Annotated in this window: 14 protein-coding genes; 5 read left to right on the plus strand and 9 right to left on the minus strand. The window is 71.4% G+C overall.

All coding sequences use genetic code 11. The features are described from left to right. Positions 1 to 18: 18 nt before the first annotated feature. The 5 genes from ACH4U8_RS00840 to ACH4U8_RS00860 all read right to left on the minus strand — a co-directional run bounded on the left by ACH4U8_RS00840 (position 19) and on the right by ACH4U8_RS00860 (position 4,343). Complete coding sequence (locus ACH4U8_RS00840) at positions 19 to 687, minus strand: hemerythrin domain-containing protein (protein WP_395775454.1); 669 nt, start codon at positions 685 to 687, stop codon at positions 19 to 21. Positions 688 to 883: 196 nt separating this feature from the next. Then, positions 884 to 1,561, minus strand: a complete 678-nt coding sequence (locus ACH4U8_RS00845) for a uracil-DNA glycosylase (protein ID WP_360314438.1) — start codon at positions 1,559 to 1,561, stop codon at positions 884 to 886. A 134-nt stretch (positions 1,562 to 1,695) separates the two neighbouring features. Further along, the gene (locus tag ACH4U8_RS00850) at positions 1,696 to 2,253 is read right to left on the minus strand and encodes a DoxX family protein (RefSeq protein WP_360314511.1); all 558 of its coding nucleotides are present in this window, start codon (positions 2,251 to 2,253) and stop codon (positions 1,696 to 1,698) included. Positions 2,254 to 2,338: 85 nt separating this feature from the next. After that, positions 2,339 to 3,199, minus strand: coding sequence for an ABC transporter ATP-binding protein (locus ACH4U8_RS00855; RefSeq protein WP_360314436.1), 861 nt, complete (start codon positions 3,197 to 3,199; stop codon positions 2,339 to 2,341). A gap of 130 nt (positions 3,200 to 3,329) precedes the next feature. Then, positions 3,330 to 4,343, minus strand: a complete 1,014-nt coding sequence (locus ACH4U8_RS00860) for a WD40 repeat domain-containing protein (RefSeq protein ID WP_395775455.1) — start codon at positions 4,341 to 4,343, stop codon at positions 3,330 to 3,332. A gap of 152 nt (positions 4,344 to 4,495) precedes the next feature. Here ACH4U8_RS00860 and ACH4U8_RS00865 point away from each other — a divergent pair, with 152 nt between their 5' ends. Next, positions 4,496 to 5,137: a hypothetical protein gene (locus tag ACH4U8_RS00865; RefSeq protein WP_395775456.1), complete on the plus strand. Its 642-nt coding sequence runs from the start codon at positions 4,496 to 4,498 to the stop codon at positions 5,135 to 5,137. Positions 5,138 to 5,178: 41 nt separating this feature from the next. Here ACH4U8_RS00865 and ACH4U8_RS00870 read toward each other — a convergent pair whose 3' ends face one another. Next, on the minus strand, positions 5,179 to 5,625 hold the full coding sequence (locus ACH4U8_RS00870; protein ID WP_360314509.1) for a MarR family transcriptional regulator: 447 nt from the start codon (positions 5,623 to 5,625) through the stop codon (positions 5,179 to 5,181). Positions 5,626 to 5,918: 293 nt separating this feature from the next. On the opposite strand from ACH4U8_RS00870, the gene ACH4U8_RS00875 reads away from it, so the two are divergent. Both ACH4U8_RS00875 and ACH4U8_RS00880 read left to right on the plus strand, forming a co-directional pair. Then, positions 5,919 to 7,298: an MFS transporter gene (locus tag ACH4U8_RS00875; RefSeq protein ID WP_395775980.1), complete on the plus strand. Its 1,380-nt coding sequence runs from the start codon at positions 5,919 to 5,921 to the stop codon at positions 7,296 to 7,298. A gap of 131 nt (positions 7,299 to 7,429) precedes the next feature. Continuing rightward, a complete protein-coding gene (locus ACH4U8_RS00880; protein ID WP_395775457.1) occupies positions 7,430 to 8,221 on the plus strand; it encodes a PIG-L deacetylase family protein in 792 nt (263 codons plus the stop codon). A gap of 170 nt (positions 8,222 to 8,391) precedes the next feature. Here ACH4U8_RS00880 and ACH4U8_RS00885 read toward each other — a convergent pair whose 3' ends face one another. Continuing rightward, entirely contained in the window at positions 8,392 to 9,282 is an 891-nt protein-coding gene (locus ACH4U8_RS00885; RefSeq protein ID WP_360314426.1) for an RNA polymerase sigma factor SigF, read from the minus strand. Between the two features lie 366 nt (positions 9,283 to 9,648). Then, positions 9,649 to 13,023, minus strand: coding sequence for a pyruvate carboxylase (locus tag ACH4U8_RS00890; RefSeq protein WP_395775458.1), 3,375 nt, complete (start codon positions 13,021 to 13,023; stop codon positions 9,649 to 9,651). A 388-nt stretch (positions 13,024 to 13,411) separates the two neighbouring features. On the opposite strand from ACH4U8_RS00890, the gene ACH4U8_RS00895 reads away from it, so the two are divergent. Both ACH4U8_RS00895 and ACH4U8_RS00900 read left to right on the plus strand, forming a co-directional pair. Continuing rightward, positions 13,412 to 13,969 (plus strand): DUF3558 family protein, encoded by a 558-nt coding sequence (locus ACH4U8_RS00895; RefSeq protein ID WP_360314422.1) that lies wholly within the window; start codon positions 13,412 to 13,414, stop codon positions 13,967 to 13,969. A 284-nt stretch (positions 13,970 to 14,253) separates the two neighbouring features. Continuing rightward, entirely contained in the window at positions 14,254 to 14,838 is a 585-nt protein-coding gene (locus tag ACH4U8_RS00900; RefSeq protein WP_360314420.1) for a sigma-70 family RNA polymerase sigma factor, read from the plus strand. Positions 14,839 to 14,908: 70 nt separating this feature from the next. Here ACH4U8_RS00900 and ACH4U8_RS00905 read toward each other — a convergent pair whose 3' ends face one another. Then, a complete protein-coding gene (locus tag ACH4U8_RS00905) occupies positions 14,909 to 15,493 on the minus strand; it encodes a TerD family protein (RefSeq protein WP_360314418.1) in 585 nt (194 codons plus the stop codon). Positions 15,494 to 15,601 lie beyond the last annotated feature (108 nt).

Raw genomic sequence — 15,601 nt, forward strand, 5'->3', positions numbered from 1 at the left:
CCGCGCGCCGAGCCGGCGTCAACTCCCGTACGCGGCCCGCCGACGCCGCTCGTAGGCGCGCCGCCACCCGGCCCGCCACAACAACGCGGTGCCGGGCGGGATCCAGCGCAACACCCGCCGTCGTTCGGCCTCGGTGGCATGGTGCAGGTGGAAGGCGACCAACGCGGGCAGGTCGCGGCCCCACACCCGCACGGTGCGACTTGGCATGCGCCCGTCCGACGTGCCGCGCACGTGCCGGCGCATCAGCGGGAACAGCTGGTGCTCCTCGGCCAGACTGTGCCGGGCCACCAGGTCGTACAACCGCCCGATCGCGGGCGAACGATCGCGCAGCGGCACATTCCGGTCGGCCGCGCGAAGCATCGCGTCCTCCAGGGCCGAGTGCTCCACCTGGAACGCGGTCACGGTGCGGGCTGCACGCGGCGAACCGGCGCGCACCCACGGATACAGGACGGTGTGTTCCTCGCGATGATGCGCGCGCAAAAAGCGCAGCACCAGCGCGAGGTGCTCCTCGACCGCGCGCACGCGCAGGATGTCGACCGGGTCGAGGTGTCGGGTCACCTCGGTCAGTCGGGCCAGTTCCTCGCGCAGACCTCGATGCGCGACATAGCCGGGAGTGAGGTCGAGCGTGCGGGTGGGTGTGGTGGACGCGGGGGTGGGACTTACGGGTGGAACGGTGGTCGTCGACACGGGGGCCGCCTCGGGGGCATGGAAAGAGGGAGCCTCATACCGTAAGGGCAGGCGTCCTTGATTCCGCATCGATGCAAGGAGATTTCCGGCCATTCCCGATCGACGCCGGTTTCCGGTCCGATACCGGCCGAGCCGATACCGAACCGGAACGCCGGTTGTCGTTTTTCTTGCGTGCGCGCCGAGCGTCGCGGCTCCGTTACTTCTTGAGGTTGGGGATCGTCCAGTCGATCGCCTTGTGCCCCATGGCCGCCAGCGCGGCGTCTATCTGCGAGAACGGCTTGCTGCCGTGGAAGAGCTTCGCGGACAGCGGCGAGGGGTGCGCGCCCTGCACGATGGTGTGCTTGGCGGTGTCGATCAGCGCCGCCTTCTTCTTCGCGTGGCCGCCCCACAACACGAAGACCACCGGCTCGTCCCGGTCGCTCACCGCCTTGATCACCGCGTCGGTGAACTTCTCCCAGCCCCGGCCCTTGTGCGACGCGGCCTCGTGCGCACGCACGGTGAGCACGGTGTTCATCAGCAGCACACCCTGCTGCGCCCACGGCATCAGATAGCCGTTGTCGGGGATGGGCAGACCGATGTCCGCGTTCATCTCCTTGTAGATGTTGCGCAGCGACGGCGGGATCCTGACCTCGGGCCGCACCGAGAAGCACATGCCGTGCGCCTGGTTGTCGTCGTGGTACGGGTCCTGCCCGACGATGAACACCCGGACGTCGTCGTACGGCGTCGCCTCCAGGGCCGCGAACACCTCGTCGTCCGGCGGGAAGATCTGGTGTTCCTTGCGTTCCGCGTCCACGTACGCGGTCAGCTCGGCGTAGTAGGGCTTCGCCAACTCCTCCGCGAGCACGGGCTGCCAGGACTCGGGCAACGTCTGCACAGCAAGAACCTCCACACGAGGGCGCAACGCCCATGGATCAACGTGGGATCCAACGTAGTCGCTCGCCCGGACACCTCGGTCCGCACCGAGCGGATCGGTGCGGACCGAGGTGGGGCCGAAGCGGTACGCCGAGCCTACGCGTCCGGCTTCTCGTCCGGCTTCGGGTCCGGCTTGTAGCAGAGCTTCATCAGCAGCGCGGCGTTCGCGACGCCGACGCCGGCCGCGAACAGTGCCGGGCGCAGGCCCGACTTGCGGCGACCGATCAGCGCGTCCACCGAATACTTGCCGTTGCCGAGCGCGGCGAGCGCGACGGCGGCGCCGCCGACCACGGCGGTGTACTCCCAGCCGCCCTTGAAGACGAAGAAGCCCTTGCCCTTGTGGTCGGTCGCCGCCGCGACGCTCATCAGGCCCACCGTCGCCGCCGCGGGCAGCGGGTTGGCCACGCCGAGCGCGATGCCGACGCCGGCCGCCATCTCGGTGCCGGCCGCCAGGCGCGCGTGCACGTCGGCGGGCTTGAGGCCGAGCGACTCGAACCAGCCGGTGGTGCCCGCGAGGCCGCCGGGGCCGGCGACCTTGTTGTAACCGTGCGCGAAGAGCATCGGACCGAGCGTCGCGCGCAGTACGAGCGCCGCCACATCGCGGCCTTCGGCCGCCGCCGCGGCCTTCTTCTTGCCGAACATTGCCCACCTCATCAACTGACGCATCGTCACATTTCTGTGGGCAACCTACCCGAACACCCGGCTCGGGCAAGGACCGGGCGGCCCGCGACCGGCGCTTTCAGGACCCCGACGAGCCGATCCCGGCCCGGTCGGCACGATCGGCGCCCACGAGCGAGGCACCGTCGACCCCCGCCCGCGCACCGGCTCCGAGCATCCTGGGCACCACCACCGGGGTGTCGTCCCCCGGCGCCCGGAGGATGTCCGCGTCCACGTCGTACAGCGCCCGCACCAGCTCCGCGTCCACGACCTCCTTCGGCGGCCCGGACGCGATCACCTCGCCCGCCCGCATCGCGACCAGGACATCCGCGTAGCGAGCCGCCGACGCCAGGTCGTGCAGCACCATCACCACCGTGCGCCCACCCGCGGCGACCCGCCGGACCAGGCCCAGCACCTCGACCGCGTGCCCGAGGTCCAGCGCCGAGGTCGGCTCGTCGAGCAGCAGCACCGGCGCCTCCTGGGCGATCACCATCGCGACCCAGCAGCGCTGCCGTTGCCCGCCGGAGAGTCGATCCAGACGCCGATCGGCCAGGTCCAGCACACCGGTCGCGGTCAACGCGTCCCGGCAGACCCGCTCGTCCGCGCGCGACCACTGGCGGAACAACCCCTGGTGCGGATGCCGGCCGTAGCGGACCAGCCCGGCCGCGGTGACCGCCTCCGGCGCGGTCGGATTCTGCGGCAACAGCCCTACCCGGTGCGCGGCCTGACGCGGCTTCAGTCGCCAGATGTCGTCGCCGCCGACGCTGACCCGACCCGAGTCCGGCTTGTGCAGGCGCGCGATCGAGCGCAACAAGGTGGACTTGCCGCACCCGTTGGGCCCGACGATCGCGACCACGCTGCCGGCGGCCACGGACAGGTCCACGCCGGAGACGGCACGATGCCCCGGATATCCGGCGTGCAGATCTTCCACGAGCAGTTCCATGGGCGGACCCTCCCGGCCGTACACAGCGACAGCGTATGTAAGGCGAGGCTAACCTAATCGACCCGATCGCCGGCACCTCGGTCGGCTCGGCGGGGCCGGACCGGCCGCGGGGTCGGATGCGGCCCGCCGGTCAGCGTGTGCCGACCTCGGGGAACCACCGGGCGCCGACCCGGCCGGCGCGGTCGGCGTACAACAACGCGTCCCGGCCGTGCCAGGCGAGCGTGGTCACCGGCGCGGAGACGTGGCGGCGGGCCAGCGGGGTCGGCGCCCGACGGGCCGACCCGGCGCGCACGTCCCACACCACGAGCATGCCGTCGCCGCCGGCCGTGGCCATCAGGGCGCCGCCGCCCGGTCGCCAACTCGGCGTGCACGCGTGTGGTTGCGCGGGCAGCCGGCGTGGCCGGGGGCGGACCCGGCCGCCGCGCGCGGCGAGATCCCACACGGTCACCCCGGTCCGGTCCTCCGCGGCCAACCAGCGTCCGCCCGAGTCCAGCGCGAGCCCGGCGACCGGCTCGTTGCCGGCCGCGCCGAGGTCCTCGTGCGTACCGCCGGCGCCGCGCACGTGCACGCCCGGCACGTCGCCCGCCGCGCACAACCACGCGCCGTCCGGGGTGCCCGCGAGCACCCGCACCGGGAACGGGTAGGTCCACACGTTCGTCCGCCCGCGCGACCCGTACACGTGCACCTCTCCGCCGAGCGCGACCGCGAGCCCGCCGACCGAATCGACCCACACCACGTCGTCCACCCGGACCGGTCCGTCCACGGCCCGCCACGACTCGGTACCGCTGTCGCCCGCGTAGACCCGCACGGCGCCGCCGAAGGACACCGCGCACCGGCTGCCCGCGGACCACGCGAACCGGGCGGGCAGGCCCGGCGTACGCATCAACAGCGCGCCGTCGGTGACCCGCCACAGCGCGTACCCCGTGGGGCCCGCGAGCGCCACCACGGTGCCGTCGGGCGAGAAGCCGGCGCGGCGCACCCCGCCCGGCAACACGATGCGGGCCTGCAGTTGCCCGGTCGCCGCGTCCAGCAGCCGAACCCCGCCGGCGGCTCCCGCGACCACGCACAATCCGCCCGACAATGCGACGGCGGACGGCACATCGTCGATCCCGTGCTCCCAGCCCAGCCCCGTACGTGTCGCCATGACAGTCATCGCGGCCCCCTTGTTCGCGGGGCGATCCTTGCGCCTTCGTGTTTCGACCAGGAAAACTCTCAGGTCGAGGCCGGTTTCCCTGGGTTCGAGGAGTCTGCTAATAAGACGACCGGACCTGTTCGCCGATCGATCGGATCACACCGTTGAGCACGCTCGAAGGTACGGCGCCGATCATGGCGGACATCGCGGGCGCCAGCGGGAACGAGCCCACGATCTTCGTCGCGGGCCTGATCCTGCTCGCCGCCGGCGCCCTGCTCGCGCTCGCGGGCCGGCGGCGGTTCGCGGACGACGCGGACGACGCGGACGACGGGTACGACGAGGCCCCGGCCGAGGTCGCCGAGGTGTCGACCGCGCGGCCGGCCGCCGCAGCCGTGCCGACGACCGCGCCGAGTCGGCCGGCGGACGAACAGCCCGCGGCGGAGCCGCAATCGGCGATCCGACCGACGGCCCCGGCCGGGGCGTCGGCGAGTGCGGATTCGGCTCCCGTCGACGTGTCGGACGCCGATTCCACGCCCGACTCGGCGCGCGAGCCCGCCCGGGCTGCGAAGCCCGAGGCCGAGGCCGAATCGGCACCCGAGGAGACCCCCAGGACCGAGGCCGGCTCCGAGCCCGAACCCGCCGAAGCCCCCGCCGCCCCCGCGTCACCCTCCGACGCCGAGTCGACGACCGAGCCGGCCGCGGCAGCCGAGTCCGAGGCCAAGCCCGAGTCCGGGCCCAGGCCCGACTCCGAACCCGAGCCCGAACCCGAGCCCGACGCCGACTCCCGCCCGCCCAAAGGCGCCTGACGCCCCGTCACCCCGCCGGGCCGCGCCCCCGGCCCGCCGCATCACCCGTGCGCGCCACGCCCCGTGGGTTCGGCCGCAAGTTCGTTCCTGGGCCATTCGCGACCCTCGACGGCCTCGACCGAGCGGTTGAACCGGGTCAACACCTCGAAGAGTTCGCGTCGTTCGCCCTCGTCCCAGGACTCCAGCACTCGTTCCAGACCCCGGCAGTGGATCGCCAGCTCGTGCGCGAGCCGTTCCGCACCGACCGCGGTGATCCGCAGCTTGCGGGCGAGACCGCCGTCCGGGTCCGCGATGCGTTCCGCGTCGCCGGCCCGCAACAGCGCGGCCACCTGGCGGTTCACCGTCGAGGTGTCGAGCCGAAACGCTTCTGCGAGTTGCCCGATCGACATCGGCCCCTCGACCTCCAACCGGGTCAACAGCAGGTAGGCCGACCGCTCCAGACCGTCGCCGTTCCGCTTGCCCATGACGTGGTGGCGAGCGATCAGCATCAGCTCTCGCTCGATCCCTTCCAACACGTGCCCACTCCCGCCTTCACACCAATGCGCCTGCCGGGAACCCTAGCGCCGCACCCGGGCAATGTGCACGATACACATCATGTGTATCGTGCACATTTGTTGACCCTGGCAATCATCCGGCGATTCTGTGGAGGCAGTCCGTGACCGCTCCGAGCGGCATACCCGAGCCGAGCCCGGCGGATGCCGGGGCCCATTCGCCCGGATCGGTGGACCGGGCCGGGCCGGTGGTGGCCGTACTGGCGTTCTGCGGCGTGGTCGTGGCGCTCATGCAGACCCTGGTCGTACCGCTGCTGCCCAACCTGCCCAACCTGCTCGACACCTCGCCCGCCAACGCGTCCTGGGTGGTCACCGCCACGCTGCTCTCCGGCGCGGTCTGCACTCCCGTCATGGGGCGACTCGGCGACATGTTCGGCAAACGCCGGATCCTGATCGTCAGCCTCGGTCTGATGGTCGCGGGCTCGGTGTTGTGCGCACTGTCCGACACGCTGCTCCCGATGGTGATCGGCCGCTTCCTCCAGGGCGCGTCGTTCGGCGTGATCCCGCTGGGCATCAGCATCATGCGCGACGAACTCCCGCCCGCGAAGCTGGGTTCCTCGATCGCGCTGATGAGCGCGACGCTGGGCATCGGCGGCGCGATCGGGCTGCCGGTGGCCGCGCTGATCGCCCAGAACGCCGACTGGCACATGATGTTCTGGGCGGCCGGCGCGATCGGCGCGCTCGACGTCCTGCTCGTGCTGTTCCTGGTGCCCGAATCGCCGGTCCGGCTGCCGGGACGCTTCGACTTCGCCGGCGCGGGCGGGCTGTCCGTCGGGTTGGTGGCCCTGCTGCTGGTGATCACCAAGGGCGCGGACTGGGGTTGGGGCAGCAGCACCACGCTCGTCCTGCTCGCCGTCGCGGCCGTCGTACTGCTCGGCTGGGGATGGCTCGAACTGCGCACCGCACAGCCGCTCGTGGACCTGCGCATCGCGGCGAAGCCGCAGGTGTTGTTCACCAACCTCGCCTCGGTCGTGGTCGGTTTCGCGATGTTCGCCCAGTCGCTGGTGTTCCCGCAGGTGCTGATGAACCCGGAGAACACCGGCTACGGCCTGGGCAAGAGCATGGTCGTCGCGGGCCTGTGCATGGCGCCGTCGGGCATCGTGATGATGCTGATCTCGCCGCTGTCCGCGCGCCTGTCCGCCGCCCGCGGCCCCAAGGTCTCGCTGCTCGTGGGCACCGCGGTGATCGCGATCGGCTACGCGCTCTCGGTGTTCATGCTCGACGCGATCTGGAAGATCGTCGCGATGGCGGTGCTCTCGGCGGTCGGCGTCGCGCTGGCGTACGCGGCGATGCCGTCGCTGATCATGCAGGCCGTACCGATCGGCGAGACCGGATCGGCGACCGGCCTGAACACGCTGATGCGCTCGATCGGCACGTCAACCTCCAGTGCGGTGATCGGCGTCGTGCTCGCGAACATGACGATGCGCACGGGCGGCCGCGAGTTTCCCTCGCACGACGCCTTCGTGACCGCGCTGTGGCTCGGCTGCGGAGCCGCCGTCCTGGGCCTGCTGGTCGCGCTGTTCATCCCCGGGCGCAAACCGGTCGAAGCCGCGCAGATCCCGGCAGTGAACCGAAAGCAGGACCCCGCAGCGGTCCGAACGGCCACCTGACGGCACATCAATTCCCGTGTCGCACATGGCCAAAACCGACCCGGGTAGCCGATGCTCGTAACTCTTACCCCGGCGCCGACCACACGATTGGGAGATCGCCACCCCCAGTTCGCTCTCGACAGGGAGACACCATGAGCCTTCCCACCTTCCGCGGATCGCGTTCACCCGCACCCGATCCGACCCCCCGACGAGCCTGGACCACCGAGGTCGACTGGCAGCGACAGGCGCTGCCGGTCCCGCTGCCGCAGGAGTGGCCGGTCCTGGCGGGTGGTCTCGTGGTGGTCGCCGCGCACCCGGAGGACGCGCTGCTGGGGGTGGGCGGGCTGATCTCGCGAGCGGTGGCCGACGGCTCGCCGGTGCGGGTGGTCAGCGTCACCGACGGCGACGCGTCGCACCCGGGCAGTCGGTTACCGGGTTCGGTGCTGGCCGCCCGGCGGGTGCGCGAGTCGGACCGGGCCTTCGCCACGATCGTCGGCAATCCCGGTGGGGTGGCCCCGGTCGAGGTGATCCGGCTGCGCATCCCGGACCGCACGGTGAGCACCCACGAACGGGAGCTGGTGGACCGGCTGATCCCGCTCGTCTCGGGCTTCGCGCTGTGTGTGACCAACTGGCGCGGGGACGGCTTCGCCGACCACGAGAGCACCGGTCGGGCGGCCGACGTGGCATGCCGGGAGACCGGCGTGGGTCTGCTGGAGTTCCCGCTGCGCATGTGGCAGTGGGCGGAGCCGGACGACAGTCGGGTGCCGTGGAGCCGGGCGCTGCGGGTCGACCTGACCGAGGTGCAACAGGCCCGCAAGGAGCGGGCGCTGTCCTGCCTGGCGTCCCAGATAGCCCCGCTGGTGCCGGGCCGCGACGACCGGGTGCCGCTCCCGCCGGAGAAACTGGCGTACTTCCGCCGCCCCTTCGAGGTGCTCTTCCGCTGAATCGACGGTGCACCTCGCGGCGACGCCGATGCGCGTTCCCCGTCCCGATTCGGGCATCCGCCCGGCGGCCTCGGCCGGCCCGCGGACGCGCCTTCGGCAACCGCCGGACCGCGCGGCGGAATCGGCGGAGGGGAACGCGCACGGTCGCAGCGGCGGCGTGCGCGGGCTGCTCAGCCCGGGATCATCAGCCGTTCGCGCAGCGATGCCAGGGTGCGGGCGAGAAGGCGGGACACGTGCATCTGCGAGATGCCGATCCGCTCGCCGATCTGCGCCTGGGTCAGATTTCCGTAGAACCGCATGACCAGGATCGCGCGCTCGCGCTGCGGCAGTTCGGCCAGCAGCGGGCGCAGCGCCTCGCGGTACTCGACCAGGTCGAGCGCGTGGTCCTCGGAGCCCAGCCGGTCGCCGACCGTCTCCTGGCCGTCCGCGTCGCCGTAGGCGGTCTCGTCCAGCGAGGTCGCGGTGTAGACGGTGCAGGCGTCCAGCCCTTCGAGCACCTCCTCCTCGGTGATGCACAGCCGCTCGGCCAACTCGCGCGGGGTGGGTGTGCGGCCGTGCAGCGCGGTCAGTTCGTCGGTGGCACGCAGCAGTTCGGTGCGCAGTTCGCGCAGCCGGCGCGGTACCCGCACGGACCACGAGGTGTCCCGGAAGAAGCGCTTGATCTCGCCGATGATGGTCGGCATGGCGTACGCCATGAAGCTGCTGCCGCGATCGGCCTCGTAGCGGTCGATCGCCTTGATCAGGCCGATCGTGCCGACCTGGACGATGTCCTCGACCGGTTCACCGCGGCGCCGGTAGCGCCCGGCGGCGTGCCGGACCATCGGCAGGTTCAACTCGACCAGCAACCCGCGCAGGTACGAGTGGTCCACGGTGCCCGGTTCGAGGGTGGCGAGCCGGGCGAGCATCAGATCGCCCGCCGCACGGGCCATCGGCGTGGGCAGCCGGGTGACCAGGTGCGGATGCGCCAGCAGTTCGTCCAGGTCGACGGTCGGCGGCGGCGACGGTGGGGCGACGGCGCGGGGTTCCGCGGTCGTGTCGAGGGTGCTCAGGCGCACGGCCATGCAGGGTCTCCCAATCCGGATGGATGGACACCGATAACCCCGAGTGACTATCGAGTCTGTGACCTGAAGCACAGGAAGATCAAGAGCCCTCCGGGGGTACGTCCTGACGTCAGGATCGCGACATGCGGCCCCACCTCGGGAAACGACGGACCGACGAAACGGAAAAAACGAACGAAAGCAGCCCATACGGCGCAACGAAACCGGGCATCGAGTAATCAAACGTCTGCCAAACGTGTCCGGAAAACGCCACGAACCACCGCCCGAATTTCTTCGGACGGTGGTTCGTGTGCTGCGACCGAGTGAGAAACGATCGAGTTGGTGCGAGGTTCGACCGACTTCGACCCGGGTCGAGTCGAATCGGAGCGATCAGCCCAGTTCGAGCAGCAGGTCGCCGGCCTCGACCGAGGACACCGCGCCGATCGCCAGCCGGGCCACGGTGCCCGCGCTCTGCGCCGTGATCGACGCCTCCATCTTCATCGCCTCGATGGTCGCCACCGTGCCGCCGGCCTCGACCTCGTCGCCCACGGCCACCTGGAGGGTGACCACACCGCTGAAGGGCGCGGCCACGTGCTTCGGGTTGTCCGGGTTGGCCCGCTCGCTCTCCGGCCGGGCCGGCTTGACCGAGCGGTCGCGCACCGAGAGCACCCGGGGCTGACCGTTCATCCGGCAGTACACGGTGCGGAAGCCGCGCTCGTCCGCGTCGCCGACCGCCTCGACCGCGAGGTAGAGCGAGACGCCCGTGGACAACGTGATGGCCAGTTCCTCGCCCTGGACCAGGCCGTACAGGAACGGCACGGTCGGCACCGCGGAGACGTCGCCGTACAACCGCTCGGCCTCGTCGTAGTCCTTGGCCGGGCCCGGGAAGAGCAACCGGTTGAGCGTGTCGCGCAGTTCGTCGCCGTCCAGCGCGGCGTCCTGCTCCGGGGTCAGTGCCACCGTGCGGGTCGAGCTCGCGGTGCGACCCGCCAGTGCCCGGGTACGGAACGGCTCGGGCCAGCCGCCGGGCGGGGTGCCCAGCTCGCCCTGGAGGAAGCCGATCACCGAGTCCGGCACGTCGAACGCGCCCGGGTCGGCCTCGAACTTGGCCGGGTCGGCACCCACCGCGCTCAGGTGCAGGGCCAGGTCGCCGACCACCTTGCTGGAGGGGGTGACCTTGACGATGTTGCCCAGGATCCGGTTCGAGGCCGCGTAGGCGTCCTCGATGTCCTCGAACTTGTGGCCCAGGCCCAGCGCGATCGCCTGCTGGCGCAGGTTGGAGAGCTGACCGCCGGGGATCTCGTGCCGGTAGACCCGGCCGGTGGGCGCGGGCAGGCCGGACTCGAACGGCGCGTACGCCTCGCGCACCGCCGCCCAGTAGGGCTCCAGGGCGCACAGCGCGTCCAGGGACAGCCCGGTGGCGCGCTCGGTGTAGTCGGTCGCGGCCACGATCGCGGACAGCGGCGGCTGGCTCGTGGTGCCCGCCAACGCGGCCGAGGCACCGTCGATCGCGTCGACGCCGGCCTCGATGGCGGCGAGGTAGGTGGCGAGCTGACCACCCGCGGTGTCGTGCGTGTGCAGGTGCACCGGGAGGTCGAAGCGCTCGCGCAGCGCGCCGACCAGCGTGCGGGCGGCGGGCGCCCGGAGCAGCCCGGCCATGTCCTTGACGCACAACACGTGCACGCCGGCCTCGACCAGTTGCTCGGCGAGCCGCAGGTAGTAGTCCAGCGTGTACAACTGCTCGGCCGGGTCGGACAGGTCGCCGGTGTAGCACAGCGTGCCCTCGGCGATCGCGTGCGTGCCCAGGGTGGCCTCGATCGCCGGACGCATCGCCTCGATGTCGTTGAGCGCGTCGAAGATCCGGAACACGTCGATGCCGGTGCGGGCGGCCTCCTCGACGAACTTCACGCACACCTTGTCCGGGTAGGGCGTGTACCCGACGGTGTTGCGCCCGCGCAGCAACATCTGGATGTTGAGGTTCGGCATGCCCTCGCGCAGCGCCGCCAGGCGGTGCCACGGGTCCTCCTTGAGGAAGCGCAGCGCGACGTCGTAGGTCGCCCCGCCCCAGGCCTCGACGCTGAGCAGTTCGGGCGTCATCCGCGCGACGTAGGGAGCTGCGGCGGCGAGGTCGTAGGTGCGTACCCGGGTCGCCAGCAGCGACTGGTGCGCGTCGCGGAACGTGGTGTCGGTGACCGCCAGCGCGCTCTGCTCGCGCAGCGCGCGGGCGAAGCCGGCCGGGCCCAGTTCCAGGAGCCGGTCCCGGCTGCCCGCGGGCAGGTCGCCGGCGGGCAGCTCGGGCAGCTTGGTGCGCGGCACCGCGATGCCCGGGGTGGGGCCGTACGGGCGGTTGACCGTGACGTCGGCCAGGTAGGCCAGCAGGCGGGTGCCTCGGTCGGCACCCGGGCGGGAGCGGACCAACTCGGGGTGCTCGTCGATGAACGACGTGGTGATCCGGCCGTCGCGGAAGGCCGGGTCGTCGAGCACGGCCTGCAGGAAGGGGATGTTGGTCGCGACGCCGCGGATGCGGAACTCGGCCACCGCGCGCCGGGCCCGGTTGACCGCGTCGCCGAAGGTGCGGCCCCGGCAGGTCAGCTTGACCAGCATCGAGTCGAAGTAGGGCAACACCTCGGCACCGGTGTAGGTGCCGCCGTCCAGCCGCACACCCGCGCCGCCCGGCGAGCGGTAGGCGGACACGGTGCCGGTGTCGGGGCGGAAGTCGGCCGAGGGGTCCTCGGTGGTGATCCGGCACTGCAGGGCCGCGCCCTGGATCCGGATCTCGCTCTGCACCAGGCCCAGATCGCTCAGGGTCGCACCGGCGGCGACCCGCAACTGGGCCTGGACCAGGTCGACTCCGGTGATCTCCTCGGTGACCGTGTGCTCGACCTGGATGCGCGGGTTCATCTCGATGAACACGTACCGGCCGCGCTCGTCGAGCAGGAACTCCACGGTGCCCGCGTTGCGGTAGCCCACCGCCTGCGCGAAACGCACCGCGTCGGCGCAGATCCGGTCCCGCAGTTCGGGGTCGAGGTTGGGCGCGGGGGCGATCTCGACGACCTTCTGGTGGCGCCGCTGCATCGAGCAGTCCCGCTCGTACAGGTGCACCACGCCGCCGTCGGCGCCGGCGAGGATCTGCACCTCGATGTGGCGCGGGCGGATCACCGCCTCCTCCAGGAAGACCGTGGGGTCGCCGAAGGCGGTCTGCGCCTCGCGCATCGCGGTCTCGATCGAGGAACGCAGGTCCTCGCGGCGGTCCACCTTGCGCAGCCCTCGGCCGCCACCGCCGGCGGCGGCCTTGACGAAGATCGGGAAGCCGATCGCGTCCGCGGCGGCCACCAGCGCGTCCACGTCGTCCTGCGGCGGCGCGGTCTGCAACGTGGGCAGTCCGGCGCCCTTCGCGGCCTCCAGCGCCCGCACCTTGTTGCCCGCGAGCGAGAGCACGTCGGCCGAGGGGCCGACGAAGGTGATCCCGTTGGCCTCGCACGCCTCGGCGAGCAGCGGGTTCTCGGAGAGAAAGCCGTAACCGGGGTAGATCGCGTCGGCGCCACACGAGATCGCCGCGCCGACGATCGTGTCCACGTCGAGGTAGGCGCGCAGCGGGTGACCCCGTTCGCCGATCTCGTAGCTCTCGTCCGCTTTCTGGCGATGCAGGGAGTGTCGGTCCTCGTACGCGTAAACAGCGACCGTGGTGATGTCCAGCTCGGTGGCGGCGCGCAGGGCGCGCACGGCGATTTCGCCTCGGTTGGCCACCAACAGCTTACGGATCACGAGCTACGTACCTCCTTGCCCGGGGTGTCCGGGTGCGGGGGAAATCGGACGGGTGCCTCGGGACGACAGAGTGCCGTGCCCGTGGTGGGGCGGCGGCATCGGGGTCGAACCTGCGTGACTTTAGGACACGTGTGCAGGTGCCCCGCAGGCCCGGTCCACATGCCGGGCACATCGGGCCGGCCCGACAAGTGGGTCTCACCTGCGAATTCCGGGTCCACCAGGGGCGATGTGAGCTTGATCGCAGCCCGCATCGCGAGACGCGGCGGCATTGTCGCGGGGGTTGCGAACCGCGACGATCCGGTCGGGTCCGCACCGCGGACCGGGAAATGTCGGATCATGCCGGGGACCGGGGAACGCCCCGGAGCGGAACCGGGAAATGGGGACGACCGTGAGGGTTCGGATGGGCGTGGTGGTCGCGGTCGCGGCCGTCGTACTGCCGCTGGCGGGATGCGACGACGGCGACGGGGGCACCAAGGCGGGCGGCGACGGGAGTCCGAGCCCGACCGCGGGCGGCGCGGGGGCCGGGGCGAACGGCGAGCTGCGCCCGGTCGACGCGTGCGCGATGCTCACCGCCGAGCAGGTTTCGAAGGCGTTGTCGATGCCGGGGCTGCGGGCCGCGCAGAATCCGCTGGGTTGTGACTACGCGGCGGCCGACGGAGCCCCGGTGGTCAGCACGATCGCGACCCGGTCGAAGAGTTCGGGCGGGGTGGACAAGGCGATCGACGCCTACCTGGGCACACTGGGCGACACCCGTACCGAGAAGGTGCCGAATCTGGGCGACGCCGCGGTCTACGTGCAACCGGACACGATCGGCGGCGTCCTGGTGGTCGCGGCCCGTCGAGGCGAGGAGACGGCGGTGTTCTCGCTCAACGCGGGCGGCGGCGATCCGCCGCCGAGCAAGGAGCAACTCGTCGCGCTGGCCACCCTGGCGGTGGCGAAGCTGTGACCCGCCCATGGCCCGAGAATAGGACGCCGGGCCGAGTCCGGGAACAGCGACGATCGGCATAGCGTGAACAAAATTTGACGCTCCGTCACCGGCGCCCGGCACAAGACGCCCGGCGGCGGTGTCGATCGTGCCCGCGGATCGCCGGTCGCGACAACGAAGGACCAATGGCCCGGCTGTTTCGCGCATCGGCGGGCACATGATGGGCAGGGGAGTTTCACACCCTCGACGCGGTGGGGACGAACAGGCGCCGACGGGTCCGTACCTTGCGTAGCGGGAGCGACGAATTGAGTGATCTCCTGACCACCCCGAGGCTGCGGCAGGACCGCTTCGAGCGCGACGCCGTGCCGTTTCTTGACCCGCTCTACCCGGCCGCGCTGCGGATGACCCACAACGCCTCGGACGCGGAGGATCTGGTCCAGGAAACGTTCACGAAGGCGTACGCGTCCTTCCACCAGTTCCGGGACGGAACGAATCTGAAGGCGTGGCTGTACCGAATTCTCACCAACACCTTCATCACCTCCTACCGCAGGAAGCAGCGGCAGCCGGTGGCGTCGGGCGGGCAGGAGATCGAGGACTGGCAGCTCTACCGGGCCGGGTCGCACGAATCGACCGGGCTGCGGTCGGCGGAGACCGAGGCGCTGGATCACCTGCCCGACTCGCAGGTGGTGGCCGCGTTGCGCGCGTTGCCCGAGGAGTTTCGGATCGCGGTGTATCTCGCGGACGTGGAGGGCTATCCGTACAAGGAGATCGCCGCGTTCATGGACGTCCCGCTCGGCACGGTGATGTCGCGGCTGCACCGGGGCCGGCGGCGGCTGCGCGAGGCGTTGGCGGACTACGCGTCGGAACGCGGGCTCGTCGCCGCGGCGTGAGCGCGGGTCGGCCCGGCGCGCCGCCGCGCCCGGAGCGGTGTGGGTGTCGCCCGGGCGCGACTGCGGGTGGCTACAGGTACTTCAGGACCGCGGGCAGCAGGTCGTTGACCGTGTTGCCCTTGGCCGACCGACCGATCGCGGTGAGCGTCCAGCCGTCGCCGCCGCGGGTCAGCTTGACCATGATCTGCGCGTTGTCGTGCGAGTCGGCGGTGGAGAGTTCGTAGCGCACGAGTTCGCTCTCGTCGCTCTCGTCCACCACGCGGCAGAACGCGTTGGCGACCCGGGAGAAGTCGTCGCTGGAGAACGCGCTGACCGTGAAGACCAGCGCCGTTATGCGCAGCGGCAGCGCGGCGAGGTCGACGATGATCGACTCGTCGTCACCCTCGCCGGCACCGGTGGTGTTGTCGCCGGTGTGCGTGACCGCGCCGTCCTTGGACACCAACTGCCGCGGCCACACGGTGTCCACGAGGTGGTGGTCGGCGTCGAACAACAGACACGACGCGTCCAGGTCGACGCCGGTGAGCGCCTGCAGGCCCGGGCGCAACCCCTCGTGCTTGATCGGGTCCCAGCCCAGCCCCATCCGTACCCGGGCGACCGAACCGGCCTCGCCCTTGCCGATGGTGACGCGCTCCCCCTGTGCGAGAACGACCGTCATCGCAACTCCCCTCCGCGGTGGTTCCCCGATTGCGCGCCGCGTCGACGGACGCGGCGCGTGGATGGAGAGCATCCTAGGGCGTGGCTTCGACGCCCCGTCGTGAAGATC

The organism is Embleya sp. NPDC020886 (genome assembly GCF_044333915.1).
Lineage (GTDB): Bacteria > Actinomycetota > Actinomycetes > Streptomycetales > Streptomycetaceae > Embleya.

Coding starts and splice junctions, on each gene's coding strand:
- ACH4U8_RS00850 (WP_360314511.1), bottom strand. CDS start 2,253: ATGAGGTGGGCAATGTTCGGCAAGAAGAAGGCCGCGGCGGCGGCCGAA.
- ACH4U8_RS00855 (WP_360314436.1), bottom strand. CDS start 3,199: ATGGAACTGCTCGTGGAAGATCTGCACGCCGGATATCCGGGGCATCGT.
- ACH4U8_RS00860 (WP_395775455.1), bottom strand. CDS start 4,343: ATGGCGACACGTACGGGGCTGGGCTGGGAGCACGGGATCGACGATGTG.
- ACH4U8_RS00870 (WP_360314509.1), bottom strand. CDS start 5,625: ATGCTGATCGCTCGCCACCACGTCATGGGCAAGCGGAACGGCGACGGT.
- ACH4U8_RS00875 (WP_395775980.1), top strand. CDS start 5,919: ATGCAGACCCTGGTCGTACCGCTGCTGCCCAACCTGCCCAACCTGCTC.
- ACH4U8_RS00880 (WP_395775457.1), top strand. CDS start 7,430: ATGAGCCTTCCCACCTTCCGCGGATCGCGTTCACCCGCACCCGATCCG.
- ACH4U8_RS00885 (WP_360314426.1), bottom strand. CDS start 9,282: ATGGCCGTGCGCCTGAGCACCCTCGACACGACCGCGGAACCCCGCGCC.
- ACH4U8_RS00905 (WP_360314418.1), bottom strand. CDS start 15,493: ATGACGGTCGTTCTCGCACAGGGGGAGCGCGTCACCATCGGCAAGGGC.